This window comes from Streptomyces angustmyceticus (assembly GCF_019933235.1).
GTDB lineage: Bacteria > Actinomycetota > Actinomycetes > Streptomycetales > Streptomycetaceae > Streptomyces > Streptomyces angustmyceticus.
Genome location: NZ_CP082945.1, coordinates 7,732,372 through 7,756,327, shown reverse-complemented (window position 1 = coordinate 7,756,327; position 23,956 = coordinate 7,732,372). Strand labels below are relative to the sequence as shown.

20 protein-coding genes and 1 pseudogene are annotated in these 23,956 nt (G+C 71.6%); 13 read left to right on the top strand and 8 right to left on the bottom strand.

Annotated elements, in window-relative coordinates; all coding sequences use genetic code 11:
• Positions 1 to 95 precede the first annotated feature (95 nt).
• From K7396_RS33985 to K7396_RS33975, 3 genes are all read left to right on the top strand, one after another.
• Positions 96 to 1,685 carry an acyl-CoA carboxylase subunit beta gene (locus tag K7396_RS33985; RefSeq protein ID WP_086715999.1) on the top strand — a complete coding sequence of 530 codons (1,590 nt, stop codon included), beginning with the start codon at positions 96 to 98 and terminating at the stop codon, positions 1,683 to 1,685.
• Between the two features lie 366 nt (positions 1,686 to 2,051).
• Positions 2,052 to 3,269: a cytochrome P450 gene (locus K7396_RS33980; protein WP_086715960.1), complete on the top strand. Its 1,218-nt coding sequence runs from the start codon at positions 2,052 to 2,054 to the stop codon at positions 3,267 to 3,269.
• Between the two features lie 108 nt (positions 3,270 to 3,377).
• Positions 3,378 to 4,475, top strand: coding sequence for a Gfo/Idh/MocA family protein (locus K7396_RS33975; RefSeq protein WP_167392703.1), 1,098 nt, complete (start codon positions 3,378 to 3,380; stop codon positions 4,473 to 4,475).
• A gap of 83 nt (positions 4,476 to 4,558) precedes the next feature.
• On the opposite strand, the gene K7396_RS33970 is transcribed toward K7396_RS33975, so the two are convergent.
• Positions 4,559 to 5,005, bottom strand: coding sequence for a DUF1772 domain-containing protein (locus K7396_RS33970; RefSeq protein WP_086715958.1), 447 nt, complete (start codon positions 5,003 to 5,005; stop codon positions 4,559 to 4,561).
• Between the two features lie 94 nt (positions 5,006 to 5,099).
• On the opposite strand from K7396_RS33970, the gene K7396_RS33965 reads away from it, so the two are divergent.
• The gene (locus K7396_RS33965; RefSeq protein WP_086715957.1) at positions 5,100 to 5,675 is read left to right on the top strand and encodes a TetR/AcrR family transcriptional regulator; all 576 of its coding nucleotides are present in this window, start codon (positions 5,100 to 5,102) and stop codon (positions 5,673 to 5,675) included.
• Here the strand turns inward: K7396_RS33965 and K7396_RS33960 are convergent.
• On the bottom strand, positions 5,641 to 6,555 hold the full coding sequence (locus tag K7396_RS33960) for a 1,4-dihydroxy-6-naphthoate synthase (protein ID WP_086715955.1): 915 nt from the start codon (positions 6,553 to 6,555) through the stop codon (positions 5,641 to 5,643). The genes K7396_RS33965 and K7396_RS33960 overlap by 35 nt on opposite strands.
• Before the next feature lie 236 nt (positions 6,556 to 6,791).
• Here K7396_RS33960 and K7396_RS33955 point away from each other — a divergent pair, with 236 nt between their 5' ends.
• The 3 genes from K7396_RS33955 to K7396_RS33945 all read left to right on the top strand — a co-directional run bounded on the left by K7396_RS33955 (position 6,792) and on the right by K7396_RS33945 (position 9,470).
• A complete protein-coding gene (locus tag K7396_RS33955) occupies positions 6,792 to 7,874 on the top strand; it encodes an arylcarboxylate reductase (RefSeq protein ID WP_086715953.1) in 1,083 nt (360 codons plus the stop codon).
• Between the two features lie 66 nt (positions 7,875 to 7,940).
• A complete protein-coding gene (gene mqnE / locus K7396_RS33950; protein WP_086715951.1) occupies positions 7,941 to 9,104 on the top strand; it encodes an aminofutalosine synthase MqnE in 1,164 nt (387 codons plus the stop codon).
• Positions 9,105 to 9,164: 60 nt separating this feature from the next.
• Positions 9,165 to 9,470: a ferredoxin gene (locus tag K7396_RS33945; RefSeq protein WP_152105163.1), complete on the top strand. Its 306-nt coding sequence runs from the start codon at positions 9,165 to 9,167 to the stop codon at positions 9,468 to 9,470.
• A 261-nt stretch (positions 9,471 to 9,731) separates the two neighbouring features.
• Here the strand turns inward: K7396_RS33945 and mqnC are convergent, their stop codons facing one another.
• Genes mqnC through K7396_RS33930 form a run of 3 tightly spaced genes read right to left on the bottom strand, consistent with a single transcriptional unit; the run spans position 9,732 to position 12,722 of the window.
• Positions 9,732 to 10,955, bottom strand: coding sequence for a cyclic dehypoxanthinyl futalosine synthase (gene mqnC, locus K7396_RS33940; protein WP_152105166.1), 1,224 nt, complete (start codon positions 10,953 to 10,955; stop codon positions 9,732 to 9,734).
• 46 nt (positions 10,956 to 11,001) lie between these two features.
• Positions 11,002 to 11,907 carry a menaquinone biosynthetic enzyme MqnA/MqnD family protein gene (locus tag K7396_RS33935; RefSeq protein WP_086716604.1) on the bottom strand — a complete coding sequence of 302 codons (906 nt, stop codon included), beginning with the start codon at positions 11,905 to 11,907 and terminating at the stop codon, positions 11,002 to 11,004.
• A 44-nt stretch (positions 11,908 to 11,951) separates the two neighbouring features.
• Positions 11,952 to 12,722, bottom strand: a complete 771-nt coding sequence (locus K7396_RS33930; RefSeq protein WP_086716605.1) for a thioesterase II family protein — start codon at positions 12,720 to 12,722, stop codon at positions 11,952 to 11,954.
• Positions 12,723 to 13,046: 324 nt separating this feature from the next.
• Here K7396_RS33930 and K7396_RS33925 point away from each other — a divergent pair, with 324 nt between their 5' ends.
• From K7396_RS33925 to K7396_RS33915, 3 genes are all read left to right on the top strand, one after another.
• A complete protein-coding gene (locus K7396_RS33925) occupies positions 13,047 to 13,448 on the top strand; it encodes a DUF6069 family protein (protein ID WP_086716606.1) in 402 nt (133 codons plus the stop codon).
• Positions 13,445 to 14,431, top strand: a complete 987-nt coding sequence (locus K7396_RS33920; protein WP_086716607.1) for a hypothetical protein — start codon at positions 13,445 to 13,447, stop codon at positions 14,429 to 14,431. Before K7396_RS33925 ends, K7396_RS33920 begins: the two co-directional genes overlap by 4 nt.
• A gap of 141 nt (positions 14,432 to 14,572) precedes the next feature.
• A complete protein-coding gene (locus K7396_RS33915) occupies positions 14,573 to 17,647 on the top strand; it encodes a non-ribosomal peptide synthetase (RefSeq protein ID WP_086716608.1) in 3,075 nt (1,024 codons plus the stop codon).
• Between the two features lie 96 nt (positions 17,648 to 17,743).
• Here K7396_RS33915 and K7396_RS33910 read toward each other — a convergent pair.
• The 3 genes and pseudogenes from K7396_RS33910 to K7396_RS33900 all read right to left on the bottom strand — a co-directional run.
• Positions 17,744 to 18,298, bottom strand: a pseudogene (locus K7396_RS33910) (adenylyl-sulfate kinase); the annotation flags it as partial.
• Between the two features lie 2 nt (positions 18,299 to 18,300).
• Positions 18,301 to 19,590 (bottom strand): sulfotransferase family protein, encoded by a 1,290-nt coding sequence (locus K7396_RS33905; RefSeq protein ID WP_158101099.1) that lies wholly within the window; start codon positions 19,588 to 19,590, stop codon positions 18,301 to 18,303.
• Positions 19,591 to 19,834: 244 nt separating this feature from the next.
• Positions 19,835 to 20,566 carry a VC0807 family protein gene (locus K7396_RS33900; protein WP_086716611.1) on the bottom strand — a complete coding sequence of 244 codons (732 nt, stop codon included), beginning with the start codon at positions 20,564 to 20,566 and terminating at the stop codon, positions 19,835 to 19,837.
• A gap of 397 nt (positions 20,567 to 20,963) precedes the next feature.
• Between K7396_RS33900 and K7396_RS33895 the strand changes: the two genes are divergently transcribed.
• The 3 genes from K7396_RS33895 to K7396_RS33885 are packed head-to-tail and all read left to right on the top strand — an operon-like array spanning position 20,964 to position 23,822.
• Complete coding sequence (locus K7396_RS33895; RefSeq protein ID WP_086716612.1) at positions 20,964 to 22,196, top strand: class I SAM-dependent methyltransferase; 1,233 nt, start codon at positions 20,964 to 20,966, stop codon at positions 22,194 to 22,196.
• Positions 22,197 to 22,224: 28 nt separating this feature from the next.
• Positions 22,225 to 22,845: a dTDP-4-dehydrorhamnose 3,5-epimerase family protein gene (locus K7396_RS33890; RefSeq protein WP_086716613.1), complete on the top strand. Its 621-nt coding sequence runs from the start codon at positions 22,225 to 22,227 to the stop codon at positions 22,843 to 22,845.
• Positions 22,842 to 23,822, top strand: coding sequence for an NAD-dependent epimerase/dehydratase family protein (locus K7396_RS33885; protein ID WP_317852139.1), 981 nt, complete (start codon positions 22,842 to 22,844; stop codon positions 23,820 to 23,822). The genes K7396_RS33890 and K7396_RS33885 overlap by 4 nt, the downstream gene beginning before the upstream one ends.
• Positions 23,823 to 23,956 lie beyond the last annotated feature (134 nt).

Sequence of the window (23,956 nt, the reverse complement as noted above, 5' to 3'; positions counted from 1 at the left end):
ACGTATGCGGATCCCGCGGGCACGTATGCGGACCTCGTAGGCACGCGCGGGGACGTGCGGGAAAGCGCTGATGTGGAGAGGTGGAACTGCTGCCGATGACCTACCGCGAGAAGTGTCCCGCCGAGCGAGTACCGGACGACGCCCGGGGGCGGGTGGCCGAACTCGCCTCCCTGCACGAGCAGGCCCGCAGCGGGCCCGGCGAACGGGCGACCGAGGCGCAGCACGCCAAGGGCAAGCTGACCGCGCGCGAGCGGATCGGCCTGTTGCTGGACGAGGGGTCCTTCACCGAGGTCGAGCCGTTGCGCCGGCACCGCGCCCGCGGGTTCGGCATGGAGGCCCGCAGGCCGTACACCGATGGCGAGATCACGGGATGGGGGCTGGTGCACGGCCGGACGGTGTTCGTCTACGCGCACGACTTCCGGATCTTCGGCGGCGCACTGGGCGAGTCCCATGCCGCCAAGATCCACAAGATCATGGACATGGCGCTCGCGGCCGGCGCCCCGCTCGTCTCCCTCAACGACGGTGCCGGGGCCCGCATCCAGGAGGGTGTGGTGGCGCTGGCCGGCTACGGCGGCATCTTCCACCGCAACACCCGGGCCTCGGGCGTCATCCCCCAGATCTCCGTGATGCTCGGCCCGTGCGCGGGCGGTGCCGCCTACTCCCCCGCACTCACCGACTTCGTCTTCATGGTCCGTGACACCTCGCAGATGTTCATCACCGGCCCCGATGTCGTCCGGGCCGTGACCGGCGAGAAGATCACCCGGAACGGCCTGGGCGGCGCCGATGTCCACGCCGAGATCTCCGGTGTCTCCCACTTCTCCTACGACGACGAGGAGACCTGTCTCGACGACGTGCGCTATCTGCTGTCGCTGCTGCCCGCCAACAATCAGGAGCGCCCGCCCGCCGTCCCCACCACCGACCCGGCCGACCGCCGCTGCGCGAGCCTGCTGGACCTGGTCCCGGCGGACGGCAAGAAGCCGTACGACGTCTGCGAGGTCATCGAGGAGATCGCCGACGACGGCGAGTTCCTGGAGGTCCAGGAGCGCTGGGCGACGAACGTGGTGTGCGCGCTGGCCCGGCTCGGCGGGGAGGTCGTCGGCGTCGTCGCGAACCAGCCCCGGTCGCTCGCCGGTGTGCTGGACGTCCACGCCTCGCAGAAGGCGGCCCGCTTCGTGCAGCACTGCGACGCCTTCAACATCCCGCTGCTGACCCTGCTGGACGTGCCCGGCTTCCTGCCCGGCGTCGGCCAGGAGCACGGGGGCATCATCCGCCACGGCGCCAAGCTGCTGTACGCGTACTGCAACGCCACGGTTCCCCGTATCCAGCTGATCCTGCGCAAGGCCTACGGCGGCGCCTACATCGTCATGGACTCCCGCTCCGTGGGCGCGGATCTGTCCTTCGCCTGGCCGACGAACGAGATCGCGGTGATGGGCGCCGAGGGTGCCGCCAACGTCATCTTCCGCAAGGAGATCGCGGAGGCCGACGACCCGGAGGCGATGCGGGCCCGGATGGTCAAGGAGTACCGGTCCGAGCTGATGCACCCCTACTACGCCGCCGAGCGCGGTCTGGTGGACGATGTCATCGACCCGGCCGAGACCAGGGCCGTGCTCATCCGCTCCTTCGCGATGCTGCGCACCAAGCGGGCCGAACTGCCGCCGCGCAAGCACGGGAACCCGCCGCAATAGGCCGCGGGGCCCGCCGTCCCCGACCGGCAATTCCCTAGAGTTCCCCCGCCGGGCTGGCTCCCCCTCGCCGGTCCGTGCTGGGCTGTGGCTGTCATCGGGCTCGGGCCACACCGAAAGGGGAGTCGCCATGGGATCCACTACGGCCCCGGAGCGCCGCTCGCGCGCCTCGTAGTGCGGACCTGCCCTCGACCGCACGCCCGACCGGCCGCCGCCCGCCCTGTGGCGCACGGCGTCGGGCGTCCCGCTTCCCGAACCGGACCAAGGATGTCGTCCGCGACGGCCGCCCGTCGTACCCGGTGCGGCCCCGCGCCGCGCACGGGCTCCGGGCGCGGCACCCCAGTGGCCACCAACAGTAACGGAGGAGTCATGGTTTACGAGCCGAAAGCGCCGGTGATCCCGTACAAGCGCACCTGTCCTTTCGATCCGGCGGCCGAATACGCCCAGCTGCGCGAGGAGGACCCGATCAGCCCGGTGACCTTCGAGCTGTCGCCGCGCGAGAAGGACGGCTGGCTGATCACCCGGCACGATCACATCCGCCAGATCATGACGGACCCCCGGTTCAGCCACCGCAGCGAGCTGCTGGCGCTGGTGCACTCGCCGCCGTTCGAGGTGGAGGAGTACTCCCCCGAACCCTCCGCGCCGGGCAATTTCGTGCGGATGGACGCTCCGGAGCACACCCGGTACCGGCGGCTGCTGACCGGCTTCTTCACGGTACGCAAGATCCAGCAGTACGAGCCCACGCTGGAACGGATCATCGACGGTGTGCTCGACGAAATGGCCGCGCTGGAGCCGCCGGTGGACCTGGTGAAGGTCTTCGCGGAGAAGATCCCCGCCAGGTCGACCTGCTCCATCATGGGGGTGTCGGAGAGCGACCTCACGGCCCTGGCGGAGCACTTCTCCGTCATCATGCGGATCGACTACACGCTCGAGGAGTTCATCCACCACAACACGGAGCTCAACGCGACGCTGGAGCGGATGATGGCCGAGCGCTTCGCCGGCGATCCGGGTGACGACCTGCTCGGACAGCTCATCGCGACCGGCGAGCTGACCGAGCAGGAGATGTTCAACATCGCCTGGATCGCCATCGGCGGTGCGCTGGACACCACGCCCAACATGTTCGCGCTGGGCACCTTCGCGCTGCTGGAGCACCCCGAGCAGCTGGCGAAGGTGCGGGAGCGGCCGGAGCTGATGGAGAACACCGTCGAGGAGCTGCTGCGTTACCTGACGATCTCTCACTTCGGGGCGAGCCGAGTCGCGTTGGAGGACGTCGAGATCGACGGCAGGACCATCAGGGCCGGTCAGACGGTGGTGCTCTCGCTGCCGTCGGCCAACCGCGACCCGCGCTACTTCGAGAACGCCGACGCGTTCGACATCGACCGCCCCTCGCGCCGCCACCTGGCGTTCGGCTTCGGGATCCACCAGTGCCTCGGGCAGCACCTCGCGAGGGCGTCGCTGCGCATCGGCTTCCAGAAGCTGTTCGACCGTTTCCCGGATCTGCGGCTCGCGGTGCCCGCCGGTCAGGTGCCGCTGCGGGAGACCGCGATGCACTACGGCGTGTACGAACTGCCGGTGACCTGGGGCTGATCCCCGGGCCCGGCTGTCCCGGCAGGACCACGTGCCACGGCCACAGGGCCGCCCATCGATCACCGGGGTGGTGGCAGACCTCCCCGCCTCCGTTTCCGAGGACTTCCCATGGATGACTCCGTGCCGGCGCAGCGCGGCACTCCCGCACCGCGACCGTCCGAACCCGCCGCCGACTCGGCTCCTGGTCGCGCGGCCGCCGACGGCGCCGAGGAGAAACCGGTGCGCTTCGGCGCGCTGGGCACCTCGTCGTTCGGCTGGCGGCGGGTGCTGCCGGCGATAGCGCTCTGCCCGGGGACCGAACTCGTGGCGGTGGCCGGCCGCAGCCCGGAGCGCGCACAGCGGTTCGCCGACCGGTTCGGCTGTGCCGCCTCCGCCACGGAAGCGCTCCTGGAGCGCGACGACATCGACGCCGTCTACATCTCCCTGCCGCCTTCCCTGCACGGCGAATGGGCGGCCCGGGCGCTGCACGCGGGCAAGCACGTCCTGGTCGAGAAGCCGATCGCCACGACGGCCGCCGAGGCCCGTGCGGTGGTGGCGCTGGCCGAGGACCGCGACCTGGTGCTGCGGGAGAACTTCATGTTCCTGCACCATCCGCAGCACGACGCGGTCGCGGCTCTGATCGCCGAAGGCCGGCTCGGGGGGCTGCGTTCGTTCCGCGGCGCCTTCTGCTTCCCGCCGCTTCCCGCGCAGGACATCCGGTACGTGCCCGGTCTCGGTGGCGGCGCGCTCCTGGACGCGGGGGTGTACCCGTTGCGGGCGGCCGTGATGCTGCTCGGTCCCGGGCTGCGGGTGGCGGGCGCCACGACGCGGGTGCGGCACTCCGACGGCCTCGATCTGTCGGGCCAGGCGCTGCTGATGTCGCCGTCCGGTGTGCTGGCGCACGTCGAGTTCGGCTTCGAGCACACCTATGGTTCGTCGTACTCCCTGTGGGGCGAGCGGGCGAAGCTCACCGTGGACCGGGCGTTCACCCCGCCGGCCGGGCATCAGCCGGTGCTGGAGCTGGTGGAACAGGACCACGCCGAGCAGTTCACGCTGCCGGCGGCGGATCAGCTGGACCGGTCCCTGGCCGGGTTCGCCGCGGCTGTGGCCGCCGGTGGCGCCGCGGCCTCCCCCCACGAGGCCCGGTGGCGGCAGGAGGCGGTGGCGACCATGGACCTGGTCGACCAGGTCCGCGCCCGGGCCGTGCCGGTGGCCGTCGAAGGGTAGTGGCGGGGGTCGGTCGAGGGGTCTGCGTACCGGCGGGGCCGGCGGTACGCAGACCGCCGGCCCCGCCCCGGTTCCCGAAGCCGTCAGACGAGCGCGACGGCGAACAGCGCGAAGGCGGACACGATGATGCCCACGCGCAGGTAGTGGAGCCGGTCCCACCGCCCCACCTGCTGCTTCCAGTCCGCGGGCACGCCCTCCCGCGTCCAGGTCGCCACCCGCTTGTTGATCGGCACCAGCAGCAGGACCGACATCACCACGCTCAGTACGAGCAGCGCCGTGCCCGTGGCGACGAGCGGGGCACCGGCGCCGCCCCACCCCACCGCGGCCCACACCGATCCGAGGACGACCGAGCCGATGTACCAGAACGGCATGATCCGGCCGAGGATCCGCGCGCCGGCGCTGCGGGCGTGGACTCCTCCGTCGTTCGGGAGCCGGTCGAGGATCGGGTTGATGAACACCGCCACCGTGAACTCCACGCCCACCATCAGTCCGACGACGACGACCGTGATGACGGCAAGTGCGTTCTGCATGTCCCCTCCCAAGGACCGGACCTAGCGGCGCTAGGCATTGAGTCAATGCTAGACATGCCGTTGCTCGATTGTCTAGCGGTGCTAGGATCGCGGTATGTCGGTACGTGAACGCAAGGAACGCGAGCGGGCCTCCCGCCACCAGCTGATCGTCTCCACCGCCCGCGAACTCGCCGAGAGCGAAGGGTGGGACGCGGTCACCACCCGCCGGCTCGCCGAACGGATCGAGTACAGCCAGCCCGTCCTCTACAGCCACTTCCGGGGGAAGAGGGAGATCCTGGGAGCGGTCGCGCTGGAAGGGTTCGCCGAGCTGACGACCGCGCTGCGCGCCGCGGCGCCGAAGGGGCCCGCCGACCCTGCGACGGTGGCCGCGCTGGCCCGCGCCTACACCGGCTTCGCCACGGACAATCCCGCGCTGTACGACGCGATGTTCAGCCTCGACAACGGTCTCCCCTTCGCCGACGAGACCACGCCGGCGCCGCTGCACGAGGCGTTCGGGGTCTTGCAGGACCACCTCGCCGACCACGCCCACCCGGACGAACCGGGGCTGTTCGTCGAGGCGTTCTGGGCGGCGCTGCACGGACTGGTCACCCTCACCCGCGCCGGGCGGCTGCCCGCCGAGCGGGTGTCCGACCGCCTCACGCTCCTGGTGGACCGCTTCGTTTCCCGCTAGGGGGTGTCCCGGCGCCCGGGAAGTCCAGCGCGCCGGGAGCGACGGGCGGGACGAGGCCCTCGGCTGCGGCGCGGCCGAGCAGCTCCCGCACCGCCGCGTAGCCGTCCTCGCCGAGGGCTGCGGTGTAGTCGTTCACATACAGCCCGATGTGCCGCTCGATCACGTCCGGGGCCATCTCCTGGGCGTGTTCCAGGACGTAGGGACGGGAGGCCGACGGGTTGTCCCGGGCGAAGCGGACGGAGTCGGCGGCGGCGCGGGCCACCGCCCGCAGCCGCTCGTCCCCGAGGTCCCGCCGGGCGACGATCGCGCCGAGCGGGATCGGGCGGCCGGTGGCGGCCTCCCATTCCTCGCCCATGTCGGCGAGGCGGTGCAGCCCGTAGTGCTGATAGGTGAAGCGGGCCTCGTGGATGACGAGCCCGGCGTCGACCGCGCCGTCCCGGACCGCGGGCATGATCTCGTGGAAGGGCAGCACCACGATGTCCCCCACCCCGCCCGGTACCGCCCGCGCCGCCCACAGGCGGAACAGCAGATACGCGGTCGAGCGCACACCGGGCACCGCCACCCGCCGCCCGGCCAGCCGCGCCGGACCGGAGCCGTCCTGGCCGTCCTCGGGCCGGGTGAGGACCAGCGGCCCGCAGCCGTGGCCCAGTGCGCCGCCGCAGGGCAGCAGCGCGTATTCGTCGAGCACGTACGGCAGGGCCGCGTAGGAGATCTTCAGCAGGTCCCCGGCCCCGCGTTCCGCGAGGCCGTTGGTGACGTCGATGTCCGCGAGGGTCACCGCGAGTCCGGGAGCCTCCGGGAGCAACCCGTGTGACCAGGCGTGGAACGCGAAGGTGTCATTGGGGCACGGTGAGTGGGCGAGCGTCAGCCGTTGGGCCATGGGTCCCCTCCGCCGGGGTGCGTGCGGGCCGCCGGCGCGGAGTTCCGGCGCCGTACCTCCCAGGAAACCCGTTGTGGGTATGGGGATTTCCCCAGAGTGGCCTCGGCGAGGATGGGAGGGCCGCCGGCGTCGCCGTGCCGCGCTGCCACCCCGGTGCCGGCCCGGCCGGGTGACGCGAGCGGCCGCCCGGCTCCCGCAGATCCGCACGCAACCTTCCCGGAAGGAAAGGAACGGCGATGCTGCCGACCACCGCACCACAGGACGCCTCCGCCCTGGAGCGCCGGCTGTCCATGGACCTCGACGCGTGGACCCGGCATGTCGTACGACGCCACTTCGCCCCGGACACCGGGAGTCCGTATTGGCTCAAGCGCCGTGACACGCTGGCCTTCGATCCGCTCGACATCACGCACTACGCCGAACTGCCGGCGTTCGGTCACTTCACCCTCGCCGAGCTGCGGGACCTCGACCCCGTCGACCTGGTCCCACAGGCCGTACCGCGACCGCTGTCGGGCCGGGTCTTCGACTCCGGAGGCACCACCGGCAGGCCCTGCCATGTCTTCTACACCGGACCGATGCTCGACCATCACGCCCTCTGGCGCCGGTTCGGCCTCCGTACGGCAGGGTTCGCACCGGGCCGCACCTGGATCCATGCCACCCCCGCCGGGCCGCATGTGGTGGGTGAGGGCGCCGCGCAGATCGCCCATCTGCACGCGTCGGTCGTCTACGGGATCGACCTCGACCCGCGCTGGATCAAACAGCTCATCCGGGGCTGCCGGCTGGCCGAGGTCAACCGCTATGTCGAGCACGTCGTCGAGCAGATCACGGACCTCATGAGCAGCCGCCGGATCGACTACCTGGAGACGACACCCGCGCTGTTCCAGGTGCTGGCCCGGCGGCGTCCGGAACTGGTCGGGCGGCTCGACGGTGTCGGGCTCGGCGGCACACAGTTCGTGCCGGCGATGTACCGGGAGTTCGCCGGGGCGCTGGAGGGCGGTCTGATCGGGGCGAGCTACGGGAACACCTTCGGCGGTGCCATGGGCCTGCCCGCGGAGCGCGACGGCGAGGTGCTGCCGTACGTCCCGCACTACCCGGAGGTGACGATGACCGTCGTCGACAAGAACGACCCCGCGCGGACGGTGGGCTACGGGGAGGTGGGACAGGTCCGGCTCACCGTGTTGCACGAGGATCTCTTCCTGCCCCACATCCTCGAACGCGACCAGGCCGCGCGGTACCGCACCTCGGCCGACTGGCCCTGCGACGGAGTGGCGAATGTGCAGCCGCTGCAGGTCTCCCGGGCCGCTCCCGAAGGAATCTACTGAGGCGACGCCCTCAGCCCCTGAGAACACGTTTTCAGCAAGGTCTAGCACTATGGAAGGTAGTTGGGGATGGACGCAGGACTCAAGCGTGAGCTGGAGGAGAAGGTCCGTGCGGGAGAACGGCTGACCCGCGAGGACGGTATCGCCCTCTACGGGTGCGACGACCTGGCCTGGCTGGGCGGGCTGGCCCACGAGGTGCGTACGCGCAAGAACGGCGATGTCGTCCACTTCAATGTGAATCGCCACCTCAACATGACGAATGTGTGCACCGCCTCCTGTGCGTACTGCTCCTTCCAGCGCAAGCCCGGTGAGCAGGACGCGTACACGATGCGCATCGAGGAGGCCGTCCGCCTCGCCAAGGCGATGGAGAACGAGAACCTCACCGAGCTGCACATCGTCAACGGCCTGCATCCGACCCTGCCGTGGCGGTACTACCCGCGGTCGCTGCGCGAGCTGAAGAAGGCCCTGCCGAACGTCTCGCTGAAGGCGTTCACCGCCACCGAGATCCATCACTTCGAGACCATCTCGGGGCTGTCCGCCTCCGAGATCCTCGACGAGCTGATCGACGCCGGTCTGGAGTCGCTGACCGGCGGCGGCGCGGAGATCTTCGACTGGGAGGTCCGGCAGCACATCGTCGACCACCGCACCCACTGGGAGGACTGGTCGCGCATCCACCGCCTCGCGCACGAGAAGGGGCTCAAGACCCCCTCGACGATGCTCTACGGGCACATCGAGGAGCCCCGACACCGCGTCGACCACGTGCTGCGGCTGCGGGAGCTCCAGGACGAGACCGGCGGCTTCCAGGTCTTCATCCCGCTGCGCTACCAGCACGACTTCGTCGACATGCAGGACGGCAAGGTCCGCAACAAGCTCCAGGCCCGGACCACCATGGCATCGGGCGCGGAGGCCCTGAAGACCTTCGCGGTCTCCCGCCTCCTCTTCGACAACGTCCCCCACGTCAAGGTCTTCTGGGTCATGCACGGGGTGTCCACGGCCCAACTGGCCCTGAACCACGGCGCGGACGACATGGACGGCTCGGTGGTCGAGTACAAGATCACGCACGACGCGGACGCCTTCGGCACACCGGACAAGCTGACCCGCGAGGACATTCTCGACCTGATCCGGGACGCCGGCTTCCGCCCCGTCGAGCGCAACACCCGCTACGAGACCATCCGCGAGTACCCGGGCCCGGACCCCGAGCGCCGCGAGGCGCCCCAGCCCATGCGGGTCTGAGGCCGGCCGGCCCGAGCACCCGAAACCACCGATCAGGACCACGATGAGCAGGCAGGCGGTATGTCCACCAAGGCGAACGTGAACGACGACAATCTCGAGGTCTGGATCGACCAGGACCTGTGCACCGGAGACGGCATCTGCGTGGAGTACGCGCCGGAGGTCTTCGAGCTGGACATCGACGGCCTCGCCTATGTGAAGGGTGAGGACGACGAGTTGCGCCAGGAGCCCCGGGCGACCGTGCCGCTGCCACTGGACCTGATCCGCGATGTCGCGGAATCGGCCAAGGAGTGCCCGGGCGAGTGCATCCACGTACGACGCGTCAAGGACGCGGTGGAGGTCTACGGGCCGGAGGCCGAGTCGGCCTGACCGGGGCCGGCGGGCCCTCAGGACGCGCAGGACACACGGCGAACAGGCCGGCTCCGGGAGAGTTCTCCGGGAGCCGGCCTGTCGGCATGGGCCCGTCCGCCCGCGGGAACGGCCCGTCGGCAGCGACGCCGCGGCCGATTCCCCGCACGGCCGGCCGGCGTCCTGCGCACCGCACAGCACAGCGGTGGCCGGATCAGTGCGATCCGGCCACCGCTGCGGGAGGGGGCGGTAAGGGGGCGAGTGGCGGGGAAGGCGGGCCGGTCAGCTCGCCCCGATCACCTTCAGCTCGGGGTGGCTCCGTGCGGCGTCCGGGCCGTCGAGGGCGGTGGAGGACAGGTGGGAGACGACATGGTCGTCGACCGGGTCGTTGGCCGGGTCGTCGTGCACGACCAGGTGTTCGTAGGTGGTGGCGCGCTGTGCCGGGACCCGGTCCGCCGACCGGATCAGCTGCAGCAGTTCCATGCGGTTGGAGCGGTGCTTGGCGCCGGCCGAGGAGACCACGTTCTCCTCCAGCATCACCGAGCCCAGGTCGTCCGCGCCGTAGTGCAGGGCGAGCTGCCCGGCCTCCTTGCCGACGGTCAGCCAGGACCCCTGGATGTGCGGGACGTTGTCGAGGAAGATCCGCGCGATGGCGAGCATGCGCAGATACTCGAAGACCGTCGCCTGGGTCTGGCCCTTCAGATGGTTGTTCTCCGGCTGGTAGGTGTACGGAATGAAGGCGCGGAAGCCGTGGGAGCGGTCCTGGACGTCGCGGATCATCCGCAGGTGCTCGATCCGCTCGGCGTTCGTCTCGCCGGTGCCCATCAGCATCGTCGAAGTCGACTCCACACCGAGTCCATGGGCCACCTCCATGATCTCCAGCCAGCGCTCGCCGGACTCCTTCAGCGGCGCGATCGCCTTGCGCGGCCGGGCCGGCAGCAGCTCGGCGCCGGCACCCGCGAAGGAGTCCAGGCCCGCGGCGTGGATGCGCTGGATCGCCTCCTCCACCGACACCTTGGAGATCCGCGCCATGTGCTCGACCTCGGACGCGCCCAGGGAGTGGATGACCAGCTGCGGGAACGCCTTCTTGATCGCGGCGAAGTGCTCCTCGTAGTACTCGACGCCGTAGTCCGGGTGGTGGCCGCCCTGGAACATGATCTGGGTGCCGCCCAGTTCGACGGTCTCCGCGCAGCGGCGCAGGATGTCGTCGAGGTCGCGGGTCCAGCCCTTCGCGGTGTCCTTCGGCGCGGCGTAGAAGGCACAGAACCGGCAGGCCGTCACGCAGACGTTGGTGTAGTTGATGTTGCGCTCGATGATGTACGTCGCGATGTGCTCGGTACCCGCGTAGCGACGGCGGCGGATCGCGTCGGCCGCCTGGCCCAGCGCGTGCAGCGGCGCGAAACGGTAGAGGCCCAGCGCCTCTTCGGGTGTCACCCTGCCGCCCTCGGCGGCTCGGTCCAGTACGGACTGGAGGCCACGGTCGGTGGCTTCGGACGGTCGGGGCATGTCGACGGCCTTTCCGGGTGTGATGTCGGGCTCGTTGCTGGTCATGTCACGTGCTGATCGCTTCGGCGCCCAGCAGCCGGACGCGGACGTCCGGCGGGAAGCCGGCCGGTCCGCCGCCGACCCTGCGGGCGAATTCCGCGATTCCGGCGAGCTGACGCTCACCGAGGCTGAAGTCGAGGGCGGTGGTGTAGTAGTGCTCCAGCGTCCCGGCGTCGAACGCCTCCCAGCGGGCGGCCTGTTCGCAGACCTCCTTGACCTCGGCGAGGGCCAGGTCGCGGGACGCCAGCAGGGCGGCGTGTACGCGGCGGACGGTCTCCGGCTCCCTGGCGAGGAAGTCCCTGCGGGCGGCGAAGACGGCGAAGACGAAGGGCAGTCCGGTCCAGTCGCGCCACATCCGGCCGAGGTCGTGCACCTGCAGCCCGAGCCGGGGCGCCTCGTGCAGGGCGGCCCGCAGCGCGGCGTCGCCGATGACCACGGCCGCCCGTGCCTGCTGCATCATCGCGTCGAGGTCCGGAAGACAGACGAAGTAGTCGGGCCGGACGCCGACCGACTCCGCGAACAACAGCTCGGCGAGCCGCACCGATGTCCGGCTGGTGGATCCGAGGGCGACGGGTTCGCCGTCCAGCTGGTCCAGCGGGACCTGGCTGACGATCAGGCAGGACTCCACGGGGCCGTCACTGCCCACGGCGATGCCCGGCATGGCCACCAGGTCGTCGGCGTGCTTGAGGAATTCGAGGAGGCTGATCGGCCCGATGTCGAGCGTGCCGGCGACGAGGGCGTCGCTCAGGCCGTCCGGGCTGTCCTTCCTCAGGTCCATGTCGAGCAGGCTGCCGCTTCTGGCCAGTCCCCAGAACAGCGGGAGACAGTTGAGGAATTCGATGTGACCGACCCTGGGCCGTCGCCCGGTGCGCGGTGCGGGCGTGGCCGACGCGGTGAGTAGGGGTTCAGGCATGTCTGTCGGGCTCCAGGGTGCTCGGTCGGGCAGCGGGGCGGCACCTACGCGTGGTGGGTGAGGGCCGGGGAGGTGAAGTGGTCGCTGAGCACGGTCATCACCTCGTGCGGCCGGTCGGCCAGGTAGAAGTGACCACCGGAGAAGACCCGCAGGGCGAAGTCGCCGGTGGTGTGCGCCTCCCAGGACCGGGCCTCGTCGAGGGAGGTCTTGGGGTCGTCGTCCCCGACGAGCACGGTGACGGGGCAGCGCACGACGGCCGCGGGCTCGCTGCGGTAGGTCTCGACGGCCTTGTAGTCGCTGCGCAGCGCGGGCAGCACCATCCGCAGCATCTCCTCGTCGTCGAGGACCCGGGCGTCGGTGCCGCTCAGCGCCCGCAGCTCGGCGACGATGCCGTCGTCGTCCCGCCGGTGCACCTGCTCGTCGCGGTACGCGGACGGCGCCCTGCGTCCGGAGGCGAACAGCCGCAGAGGACCGTCGCCGTCGCGTTCCAGCCGCCGTGCCACCTCGAAGGCCACCAGCGCGCCCATGCTGTGGCCGAAGAAGGTCAACGGCCGGTCGGACCAGTCTTTCAGCGCCTCGGCGATCCGGTCCGCCAGGAGGCCGATGTCGTCGATCGCCGGTTCCTTGCGACGGTCCTGCCGCCCGGGGTACTGCACGGCGATCACGTCCACGCCGGGGCTGAGCGCGGCCGAGACGGGGTGGTAGAAGCTCGCGGAACCGCCGGCGTGCGGGAAGCACACCAGGCGCCGGCCCGCGTCCGGGGCCGGGTGGAAGCGCCGGCACCACAGGCCGTCGTCCGCAAGGGGTGAACTCATCGTGCTGATCCGTCCTTTCCAGTGGACCGGCCCGGCCGCGCCACGGCCGGCACCGTCGTCCCGAGCGGATCGGGAATCACTTGCTGCCGCCACTATCCAGCGGGGCCGGACCACCGGCACAAGCCCTACCGGCCCGATGCGGGGGAAGTCTGGGCGTTTCCCCGGTTCTCGGGTGCGGGGGAACCGGACCTGTGGCGCGGCGGAGCGCCCCGGGCCTAGCCTCACGGTGCAGCGGTCGCCGTCCGGGTACGGCGGCGGTCCGGCTGCCCGTTCGCGCCCCGCCGTGCCGGGTCCTGTCCATCCGCCTCAGGAGGTTGGTTCATCATGGCCGCGACGTCACCACGGTCCGCCCGGTTCCTGGCCGTCCTCGGGACCGTCGCCGCCACGCTCGTGGTGTGGGTGATCGGCACGGTGCTGCTGGGCGTGAAGCTCGACGCGCGGATGAAGCCCGGCGCCGCGGCCCAGCACATCGGCCCGGCCGCGGTGGTCCTCGCGAGCCTCGTCGTCGGACTCGCCGCCTGGGCGCTGCTGGCCCTGCTGGAGCGCCTCACCGTGCGGCCGCGCCGGGTGTGGACGGCCGTGGCGGTCGTGGTCCTCGTGCTCTCCCTGATCGCCCCGCTGCAGAGCGGGGTGACGACGGGCGCCAAGGTGACGCTGCTGTGCATGCATCTGGTCGCGGCCGCGGTCCTGGTGCCGGCGCTGGGCCGGTCGGCCGTCCGGCGATGACGGACACCGGTCTCGCATTCCTCTGCGGAACCGATCTCGACGCCTACGACCCGAGCGGACCGGCCGCGTTCCACGACAGCTCGCCGGTGCTGCGCCACCGCTACCGGCAGGTGGCCGACTGGACGGGCGTGCCGGCCGGACGGCTGCTCGGCGGGGACCGCCCCCGGGCCGGGGCGCGGGAGCGGGCCCTCATCGGCCGGCTGGCACTGGCGACGGCGATGCTCGGCATCCACGACGTGCTCGCGGTGCACCGGATCCGGCCCGGTGTGCTGGGCGGCCTGGGCGTCGGGGCGATGGTCGCGGCCACTCTGGCGGGCGCCCTCCCGCGCGAGGCGCTGATCCGGACGCTGGCCGACGGTGGCGGCCCCGGCGGGCCGGAGCCCGCGGGAGCCGTCGCGCTGGCATTTCTGCCGGCCGGCCACGACCCCGAGTGGTACCGCGGTGCCCTGCGCGCAGGGGTGCGGTTGGGCGGGGCCCTGGGCGAGGACACCGGCGGAACGTACCGGGTGGTGCTGCTGACCGGGTACGGCGACGCGCTGCGGCGGCTCGCCGCCGAGGCCCCGAAGGGCGCCGTCCGGATCAACGGGAGCCCTGGCGTCACGGTGCACAGCCCGCTCGGCCGGGAGGCCCACGGCACGATGCGCCGTCTGGTGACCGGCCTGCCGTTCACCGCCCCCGTGCTGCCGCTGTGCTCCCCGCTGGAAGCCAGGGCGCTGCGTACGGCGGGCGAGGTGAGCGAACTCTTCGTACGGAACGTGGTGCAGCCGGCCGACCTCGGCTCGCTCACGGCGGAGATGCACGCGCACGGCACCCGGCTCGGACTCGTCCTGGGCCCGTCCCTGCCGAGGAACCTGCTCCGGTTTCCGTTCCCCGTCGTGCATGTGGAGTCCCCGGCCGACGTCGCCCGGGCGATCTCGGCGATCCTCGAATTCGGCGTGGAGATGTCCCCGGCGGGGCACCACCGCGTGCCGTACCGGGCGTAGGGCGCGCCAGCACCCCTCCCCCGGTTCCCCGCATTCCGCAGTTCCCAGGGCGGGGAATGCTAAGCACCCCCCTAGTCATCGGCGGCGGAAGATGGCGCCCAACCGGCGAACGAGAGCCGGCTCGCTCCCCGGAGGCCAGGAATGCGTGACCCTTCCGCACGTCAGCTCTACACCAGACCCCTGTCGGCCGAGGAATGGCTGTACGTGGGCATGGGCGGCCGGAACACCATTCAGCACGTCGTCGAGGGCGACGGAACCCTGGACGCCGAGGCACTCACCAAGGCGGTGGCGGTCGCCTCGGAGGCGTGCCCCGGCACCCGGCTCAGGCGGCAGGGGCGCCGTTGGGTGGACAGCGGGGTCGCCCCCCTGGTGCACGTCCTGGCCGGCCCGTTCGACGGGGAGCGGCTGGATTCCCCCGCGCTGCGCACGCCGCTGAGCCCGTCGGGGCCGACCTGTGAGGTGCTGCTCGTGCCCGGGGACCCGGTCACCGTGGTCTTCCGGGCCTGCCATGCCGTGACCGATGCCCGGGGCCTGCTGCCCTGGGCCGTCGATGTGTTCCGGGTGCTGCGCGGTGAGCGGCCGCTCGGCGCGCCCGCCCGGCTGAACAGTGACGAGTTTCTGCGGCAGCTCGAGGTGCCGGGCGGCCTGCCGCCGATCCCGCAGGGCGTCGGGAAGCTCGAATGGCCCTCCCCGCTGGGGCCGTTGCCGCGCAGGGGGCGTGGCCTGATCTGGCGGCGCCGGACCGTGGACGGCAGTCACCCGGCGATCACGGCCAAGGTGATCACGGCCCTGGCCGCGGAGTACGGACCGCGGGGCCGGGGGCAGTTCTTCGTCCCGGTCGATCTGCGCCGCCATGACACGGCGCTCCGTTCCACGGCCTGGCTGTCCCAGGCGCTGGTGGTGGACGTCGGCCCCGGGGACGGCTGGGAGGAGACGCATCGCAGGATGCTGACCGCGCTCTCCGCCAGGGAGGAGCTGGCGCTGCGCACCGAACCCCGCCTGCTGCAGGCGCCGTTGCCGGTGCTGCGCCTGCTGTCGGCGGCGGTCGACCGTGCCGCCGTCCGCAAGGGCCGCTTCTCCGCTCTGGGCTTTGTGACGCATCTGGGCGCCTTCGCCCTCCAGGACTTCAGCGCTGCCGGATTCCGGGCCAGGACGCTGTTCACGCTGGGCGGCACCGGTCCGGGCAGCCCGCCGTCGATCGAGATGATGGAGAGCGGGGGCCGCACCGAGATCACCGTGGCGTGGCAGGACGGCCCCGGTGTCGGGGAGCGCGCCGAGGCCCTTCTCGACCAGGTCGAAGAGGTGCTGTCGCCCCGCGCGCACCGCCACTGGGCGGGCAACGACACCGCGCGAGAGCTGCCCACGGACGGTTCGGTGGTCCGGCTCTTCCGTGAGCAGGTCCGGCGGACGCCCGACCGGGTGGCGCTCAGCGGGCCGGAGGGCACGGTCACCTACGCCGGGCTCAGCCGCCGCGCGGATGCGGTGGCCGCCGAACTGACCCGCCGCGGCGCCGGCCGCGGCACCGTCGTCGCCCTGCTCGCCGACCGGTCGGTGGCGGGCGTCGCGGGGCTGTGGGGGGTGCTGCGGGCCGGTTCCTGCTATCTGCCGGTGGACGCACAGCATCCCGATGCCCGTCTGGCGGAGCTGCTGTCCGCCGCCGGGGCCGCGTACTGCCTGGTGGAGCGGCCCTACGAGCGGCGCGGCGGCATACCGGACGGTTGTGTGCCGCTGGTGCTGGACGACCTGATGGCCGAGGCGGCGGCGCCGCGGCGTCCCGGCGCGGCGGAGGACGGCGTGTCCGGCCACCGCGGCTTCGAGGACGCCGAGGTGGCGCCGGACGACCTGGCCTACATCATCTACACCTCGGGCTCGACGGGACGGCCCAAGGGCGTGCAGATCGAGCACCGGAGCCTTACGCACTACGTCCACTGGGCCACCCGGGAATTCGGGGTGGACGCCGAGACCCGCCTGCCGCTCCTCACCTCGCCCTCTTTCGACGTCTCGGGCACCTCCGTGTTCCTGCCCCTGCTGGCGGGCGGCGAGGTGATCCTCCTGCGCGACGAGCCCCATCACCTCTCGCTGCGCCGCCTGCTGGAGCACTCGGGCGCCAATACGCTGAACCTGACGCCCTCCCATCTCGATCTGATCGGGCAGTTGGACATCCGCCCGGCCGGGTTCCGCACCGTCATCGTGATCGGTGAGCAGCTGAGGGTGGAGGTCGCGGCGCGGGCGCAGGAGATGTTCGGGGAACGGTGCCGGATCATCAACGAGTACGGGCCCACCGAGGCGACGATCGGGTGCACGGCCTACACGTTCCGGCCGGAGGCGGACGCGGAGCGGGCCGTGGTGCCGATCGGGATGCCGGCCGACAACACCCAGGTGTTCCTGCTCGACGCGCAGCGGCGGTTCGTCGCCCCGGGCGGGGTGGGCGAGATGTACCTCGGTGGCGCGCAACTGGCCCGCGGCTACCGTGGCCGTCCGGACCTGGACCGGGAGTGCTTCCCCAGGCTGGCGGACGGGACCCGGGTCTACCGCACGGGTGATCTGGCGCGGGCCCTGCCCTCGGGCGGGCTGGAGTTCGTCGGACGCGTCGACAACCAGGTCAAGGTGCGGGGACACCGGGTGGAGCCGGCGGAGGTGGCGCAGAGTCTGGAGGGCCACCCGGCGGTCGACCGGGCCGTGGTGGTGGCGCGGGCCAGGCCGGGCCGGTCCGGCAAGTCGCTGTACGCGTATGTGCTGGCCCACGCGGAGGTCACGCCGGAGGAGCTGGCCGCCTACGCCACCGGACGGCTCCCCCGTTACATGGTGCCCGCCGCGATTCTCGTGGTGCCGGAACTGCCGTACACGGTCAGCGGGAAGGTCGACGAGAAGGCGCTGCCCGATCCCCTCACCGAGGAGCCGGGCGCCTGGGCCCTGGACCGGGCGGGTCCGGCCGCGCCGGTGGATCCGGTGGAGGAGGCGGTGGCGCGGGTCTGGGCACGGGCCCTGGGCGTGGAGCGCGGCCGGCTCGACGGGCAGGCGGATTTCCACCGGATGGGCGGCGACTCGCTGTCGCTGCTCGCGATGGTCGCCGGTGTGTGCCGCGAGGTGCTGGAGGCCGGCGGGGAGGAGGCGTTCATGGCGCATCTCGCCACGATCATCAGCGAGCCGACGCTCGACCGGGTGGTCGCGCTGTGCCGCGCGGCGGCTGCCGGGGAACGGCAGGAGCGGGTCTGACCGCTACGGCCTGATCCCGTCGCCGCCCGAAGGCCCGTGGCCGGCAACGGGATCGGGCAGGAGCGGGGCCGGCGTCCCGGGGCACCGGGAACGCACCACGCCCTTGTCGATCAGCAGGGCGTACACGGCGGCCGCGGCTTCCGGGACGGATTGCCGGTGCGTGGCCAGGCGCAGGTCGGGACCGGCCGGTGCGGCGTACGCCTGGTCCCCCGCCGCCAGGGCGGCGGCGGGCCCTGTCAGGTGCCCGGCGCGCCGGCGCTCGGCGCACACCGCGCGCGGGGTGTCCAAGTGGACCTCCACGTACGGGGTTCCGGTCGCCTCGTGGCGTCTGCGCACGGCCTCGCGGCTGTCCCTGCCGGGGGCGGTCGCGGTGGCGGTGGCGGACACCAGGGTGATGAAGCCGTTGCGGGCCAGCACTTCGGCGGCGAGGCCGGTGCGCTCCACGTGGTGGCCGCGGTCCTCCCGGGCGGGCCCGGGTCCGGTGGGCAGCGTCGCGTGCAGGGCGTCGCCGTCGAGGATCTCCACCCGGTGGCGCTGGGCGCGCAGGGCGCCGGCGAGGGCCTGGGCGAGGGTGGTCTTGCCGGAGCCCGGCAGGCCGGTGAACCAGACCGTGGCGCCGGCGCATCCGCACCTGAGGCTGTCGTCGTTCATGGTCAGCGCTTCTCCCGCGGCACGTCGAAGCGGTCGTAGTAGAAGGCGAAGCGCTCTCTGAGTTCACCGACGTCCAGGGCGAAGTCCTCGGCGGCGTAGCGGTGGCGGCCGCTGCGGTGTTTCTCCGCCGTGGCGTACTCGCGCATCGCCTGCTCGGTGACGTCGTCCAGTTCGCGGCCGGCCACCTCGTAGACCCGGCGTATCTCGCGGATCGGGTCCTCGACGAGCGGGCGGAAGAACACGTCCACGACCTGGTGCTCGTGGCCGGCGCGGTCCCGCAGCGCGGCGCGCAGCGACCGCTCGATGATGTCGGCGGCGAACGTGCCGATGAGGTGCGGATTCGGGTGGTCGAAGTAGACCCTGGCGCCGTAGGCGACCATGTTGCTGAAGGAGATCACCGAGGTCACCGGGTCCCGGTGGGTGTGCACCACCGTGGCGTCCTCGAAGGCGCCGAACAGCGGCACCAGCATCTCGGCGTGTCCGGGGGACTTCAGCACCCACCGGTCACCGGCCGGGCGGCTCCACTGCAGGAACTGCAGGACCCGCTTGAAGTAGCGGTAGCCCTCGGTGTGGTCGGTGGTGGTGTACCAGCGCGTGTACGCGGGGACCAGCCCGATGTCCTCGTACATGGGCGAGCAGTGGCTCAGCGACAGCAGCAGGTTGTCCTCTTCGGCCTCGTCGTGCACCAGCTCGTGCATCAACGCCTGTTCGGGCAGGATGCGGTTGGTCATCCCGACCTCGACCCGGCTGGCCTTGATGCGGGGGTCGGGGTCCTTCCGGGCCGCCGTCAGCTCTCCGTCCGGCAGGGGATGCGTCGACTCCCACAGCGGAAGGGAGCGGGAGGACCGGTCCCTGGCGATGAGCCGTTGCAGGAACGTCGTGCCGGTGCGCGGCGCGCCCGTGATGAAGAGCGGCGCGGGTACCGGTGTTTCGAAGATCTCCGGGCTCCGTGCGGCCAGTTCGGCGAGCCGGAGCCGGGTCGACAGGTTCTTGACCAGCTGGCTGTGCAGCATGAACCGGCCGTTCGCGCTCAGCCGGACTTCCTCGGTGAGCGACCGGCACAGCAGGGCCAAGGGTTCGTCGAAGGCGTTGTCCGGCGCGGCGGCCGGCACCTTGGCCCGGGCAGCCGCCTTGCGCTTGAGCACGTCGGGCTCCAACGGCCACAGCCGGGGCGCCAGCGGCCCGAGCAGGCCGTTCACGGCCCTGAGCGGCCAGGGCAGACGCGGATGCGCCAGGAGGATGCCGCGTGGAGTGAGCTCTTGACGTCGCGGAAGCGGCACGTGGGTCAGCATCAACTTCTCCCATGGCGGTGAACCGATCGCCGGTATTCTGGCCATGCGCCGTGCGCGCCCGGCAAGGCCGTTCCGGAACAACTAGGAGTTCTTCTGGGACTCCCCGACCGGTGACGCTCCGGTCACCGGACCGGCGCCCGGAGGCCCGCGGAAGGCCATGGCGCGACGACGCCCGGGAAGCCGCTCACGGGACGTTCCGCCGCGTGAGGGCCCACCCGGGCGCGGAGTTCTTCTTCGGCTGTTCTCAGGCCGTCCCGTCGTCCTTCGCCCCCGCGGAGACCCGGGACCGGGCCGGCCTCCTGCCCCGTCCGGGGAAGAGCACCCGGAACACACCGGTCCTGTGCAGGATGACGTGCGTGATCACTTGCAGGACGAGGTAGGTCACGAAGTACAGCACGCCGTCGAGCACCGGCACCGAGTCGACGGGCAGCGTGTAGGCCATGATCACCCGGAGCGCCGCGTCGGCCAGCAGCCCGCACCCCCACAGCACCGTCAGGCCGCGCCAGATGCGGCGGAACCGCGGATCGGCCTGCCAAAGGCCCTCCAGGGTCGCGGCCTTGCCCGGGAGCAGCGTCTTGAGCGCGCGGTAGGTGAACGGGCGGGAGGTGAACAGCGATCCGAGGATCCACAGCGCGATCAGCCCGGTGAACCAGCCGCCGCGGGCCAGGGCCAGGCGCGGGCTGCCGGAGATGAGGGAACCGAGCCCGGCGAGCACGAGGATGGCGATGACGAAGATGCCGACGCTGTCGATCCGGCGCTGTTTGACGATGGAGTATCCGGTGCTGAGTGCCGGTGCGGCGGCGCTGAGCAGCAGCGAGACCAGTTCGCCGCAGCCGGCGCTGCGCAGCGCGTAGTAGAGCCCCACGGGAAGGACGACATCGCAGAGCAGGGTCAGCGCGAACTGCCGGCGGGCCGCGGTCTGCTCGCTGTGGTTGCTGTCTGGTGCCAACTCGGCTTCGTCACGCATTGCAGCCATCGCTGCTCCTTGAGTTGTCCGTTGCCGCCCGTCCGTGCCGGATCAGGCCGCTGTGCGAAGAGCCTGTGCCGCGAGTCGCCCCTGACACCTACCGGAGTTGCATAGCCAAGCAAAAAGTAGCACACGCAAGCAGACGCGGCGCCCCGCGCGACAGCGGTCCGCTGACACGGCCGAGGGTCCCGGGTGCGCAGAGCCTGCCACCCGGCCCGCCCGCGCGGGGCCTCGTCGGGCGGGTTCTGGAGCATTTCCCAGAATGCTCGCCGGAATCACGAGGGTCGGGGACTCCGGCATTAGGGTCGCCGGCAGATACCTGGCGGGGCTCGCCGCGCGTGGCGTGGGATCACGACGCCGGTTCCGATCCGGTCCAGCCGATGGTGGAACGCGACCTGGAGAATCCATGATCATCGATGACTGCCGCATCTGCGGCAACCGCACCCTGCTGCCGGTTCTCGACCTGGGCCCGCAGGCTCTCACCGGCGTCTTCCCCCGCGCCCGGGACGAGGCCGTCCCCACGGTCCCCCTCGAACTGGTCAAGTGCTCACCCGAGGGCTGCGGCCTCGTCCAGCTCCGCCACACCGCCGACTTCGGGCTGATGTACGGGGAGAACTACGGCTACCGCTCCGGGATACGGCCGTTCATGGTCCGGCACCTCCACGGCAAGGTCGCGGCGATCACCGACCTGGTCGACCTCGGGCCCGGAGACCTGGTGGTGGACATCGGCAGCAACGACTCCACCCTGCTGCGCGGCTACCCCACCCCCGGCCCGACACTGGTCGGCATCGACCCGACCGGGCCGAAGTTCCGCGAGCACTACCCGCCGGACGCCGAACTGATCCCCGACTTCTTCTCCCGCGACCTGTTCACCGAACGGTTCGGCTCGCGCCGCGCGAAGGTCGTCACCTCCATCGCGATGTTCTACGACCTCCCGCGGCCGATGGCGTTCATGCAGGACGTGTACGACGTCCTCGACGACGACGGCGTCTGGGTCATGGAGCAGAGCTACCTGCCGGCGATGATCGAGGGCACCGCGTACGACGTGGTGTGCCACGAACACCTGGAGTACTACGCGCTGCGGCAGATCGAGTGGATGGCCGAGCGCGTCGGATTCACCGTCCTCAAGGCCGAACTCACCGAGGTGTACGGCGGCAGCCTCTGTGTGACCCTCGCCAAACGGCCCGGCCGCCACCCCGTGGACGAGGCGGGGCTGGCCGCCGTCCGCGCCAGGGAGGCCGCGCTCGGGCTGGACACCATGGCCCCGTTCGACGCGTTCGCCAAGCGGGTCCACGACTATCGCGACCGCCTGCGGGACTTCCTCGACGACTCGCGCAAGGCCGGGAAGGTGACCCTCGGGTACGGCGCCTCGACCAAGGGCAATGTCATCCTGCAGTTCTGCGGGCTCACCGAGGACGACCTGCCCTGCATCGGCGAGCCCAACGCGGACAAGTCCGGCTGCTTCACGCCCGGTACGGGCATCCCCATCGTGTCCGAGGAGGAGGCCAAGTCCCGGCGCCCCGACCAGCTGCTGGTGCTCCCCTGGATCTACCGGGAGGGCTTCATCGAGCGCGAGAGCGCCTTCCTGGCCGGCGGCGGCAAGCTGGTCTTCCCGCTGCCCGAGCTGTCCGTCGTCTGACCGATCCGCTCCAGGCAGGTGATCCGTGATGCATACCCGAAAGCTCGCCGTCGCCGGCGGATTCGAGTTCACCCCCGACATCCACTCCGACCACCGCGGGCTGTTCGTCTCGCCCTTGCAGGACGAGGCGTTCGTCGCGGCGGTCGGCCACCGGTTCCCCGTGGCACAGACCAACCACAGCAGGTCGGCCCGAGGCGTGCTGCGCGGGCTCCACTTCACGGCCACTCCCCCGGGCCAGGCCAAGTACGTCTACTGCGCACGGGGGCGGGCACTGGACGCCGTCGTGGACATCCGGGTGGGATCGCCCACCTTCGGCCAGTGGGACCTCGTCCAGATGGACGCGGAGTCCTTCCGGGCCGTGTACATCCCCGACGGGCTCGCCCACGCCTTCCTGGCGCTGGAGGACGACACGGTCATGTCGTACCTCGTGAGCAGCGCCTACCGGGCCGAGCTGGAGCACGCGATCGATCCGCTCGACCCCGCGATCGGGCTGCCCTGGCCGCAGGAGGTGGAGTTCCGCCTCTCCGCGCGCGACACCATCGCGCCCCGTCTGGCGGAGGCCGAGGCCAAGGGCATGCTCCCGCAGTACGCCGACTGCCTGCCGGCCGCCGCACCGCCGGCGCACCCCGATCGGCCGACGGTCCGGTGACCGACGAGGAACGTGCCGTGGCACCGTCGACACCGGTCACCGGCCCCGTCCGTGTCGCGGTGCTGGGGGCCACCGGTTGTATGGGCCGGCACCTCTGTGCCGCCTTCTCTGCCGAGGGGAGCGAGGTCGTCGCGGTCGCCCGCCGCTACGCGCCACAGGTCGCCGCGCACCGGTTCCTGCCCCTCGATGTCGCGGGCACCACCAGCGGCGAGCTGGCCCGGGTGCTGGCCCACGAGGACGTCGATGTCGTGGTCAACGCCACCCTCGGCTGGGGGGACGAACTGCACTACGCCAACGTGCAGTTGGTGGAACGGCTCCTCGACGCACTGGCGCTGCTCAAGACCCCTCCCCGGCTGGTGCACCTCGGCACCATCCACGAGTACGGCCCGGTCCCCCTCGGGACGTCGGTCCACGAGGGCACCGAGCCCGCTCCGGAGAACCCCTACGCCAAGGCGAAGCTCACCGCCTCGCGGATGGTCCTCGACGCCGCCCGGGACGGCGCGCTCGACGGCGTGGTCCTGCGGGTGGCCAACACCCTGGGGCCGCACCCCGCCCTGGAGAGTTTCTTCGGGTCCCTGGCGGTCCGGCTCCGCGGTGCCGACGCGGCCACGGGGATCGAGCTGACCATCGCCGACGCCCGGCGCGACTACGTCGATGTCCGGGACGCCGTGGACGCCGTGGTCCGGGCGGCCCGGATCCGGCACGCCGACCCGCTGGTCAACATCGGCTGCGGCCGGGCGCAGGACGTACGGACCCTGGTGGACGAACTCGTGGCGGCCGCCGGACTGCCCGCGGAGACGATTCGCGAGCGGCGGGGCGAGGTGCGCAGCAGGGGCGCCGACTGGATCCAGGTCGACATCTCCCGTGCCGCACGCCTCCTCGGCTGGCGCCCCCGGTACACCCTCGGGGAATCGATGCGGGCGATGTGGGACACCGTGGGCGCGGACCAGCCGCTCCCGGACCGGCACCTCGGCTGAGCCCCGCGACGGCCCAAAGGCTAGGGATTTGCCGGGTAGTTCGTGCTCGGCGCGACAGGGATCGAAATGTTTGCTCGGTCATGTCAAAGTATGCTCAAGCGAGCAAATCATTCGACTGCGCGGGAGACGGCGGA